We start from the raw sequence: 1271 nt of genomic DNA on the forward strand, positions 1-1271 counted from the left end.
CTGATTAAGGCGATTTATGAATGACCCGCCGCACAAAATCGTGTGCCATTGCTTTTTTTAATGCCTCTTTTCCCTATACTGCTCTGCGCAAACACTTTGTTACAGGTTATGAAAAAAAACCCATTGCATTCTCCAGAGGTTTTCATCCTGCAACGTGCCATCACACAACCCTTGTCAGCTTATGGAACGGGAATACCGCCTATTTTATGAAAAATACATACTCTGCAATTTTCCGCTATATAACGCGAGGCAGCCTGGTGCAGCAAATCGTTATCGGGCTGGCGCTAGGTATTACCCTCGCATTGTTGTCGCCCTCCGCCGCCCTTGCCGTCGGCCTGCTCGGTACGCTGTTCGTCGGCGGATTGAAAGCCGTGGCACCAGTACTGGTGCTGGTTCTGGTGATGGCCTCCATCACCAATCATCAGCAAGGGCAAAAAACCAATATCCGCCCCATCCTGATCCTCTACGGCATCGGCACCTTTTCGGCGGCGCTGGTCGCGGTGGTGTTGGGCTTTTTGTTTCCCACCACGCTGACCCTGAGTGCACAGTCTGCCGATATCGTGCCGCCAGCGGGCATTGTTGAAGTGCTGAAAGGGTTACTGATGAGCGTGGTCGCCAACCCGATACACGCGCTGATCAACGCTAACTACATTGGTATTCTGGTATGGGCCGTCGGTTTTGGCATCGCGTTTCGCCACGCCTCACCGTCCACCAAAGCCTTTATCAATGATGCATCGGATGCCGTTACTCTGCTGGTGCGCACGGTCATTCGTTTTGCACCGCTCGGGATTTTTGGCCTGGTTGCCTCTACGCTGGCAGAAACCGGCTTTGATGCACTGTGGGGTTATGCTCACCTGCTGACCGTGCTGGTCGGCGGCATGCTGATCGTGATGTTTGTTATCAATCCACTGATTGTATTCTGGAAAATTCGCCGCAATCCGTATCCGCTGGTACTGACTTGCCTGCGGGAAAGCGGTATTACCGCCTTTTTCACCCGCAGCTCAGCGGCAAACATCCCGGTGAATATGGAGCTGTGTCGCAAGCTGAATCTGGATGAAGACACCTACTCTGTCGCCATTCCGCTGGGTGCCACCATTAACATGGCGGGCGCGGCGGTAACCATCACCGTCCTGACGTTGGCTGCCGCGCATACGCTGGGCATCCATGTCGATATGCCAACCGCGTTGCTGCTTAGCGTGGTCGCCGCCATTTGCGCCTGCGGCGCATCCGGCGTGGCAGGAGGATCGCTGCTGTTAATCCCACTGGCGGGC

1 protein-coding gene is annotated in these 1271 nt (G+C 54.8%); it reads left to right on the plus strand.

The features are described from left to right. Positions 1 to 206 precede the first annotated feature (206 nt). A partial coding sequence (sstT, locus tag J5224_RS28430; protein ID WP_264628453.1) for a serine/threonine transporter SstT occupies positions 207 to 1271 on the plus strand: 1065 nt, incomplete at its 3' end.

Source organism: Candidatus Symbiopectobacterium sp. NZEC135, assembly GCF_025962695.1.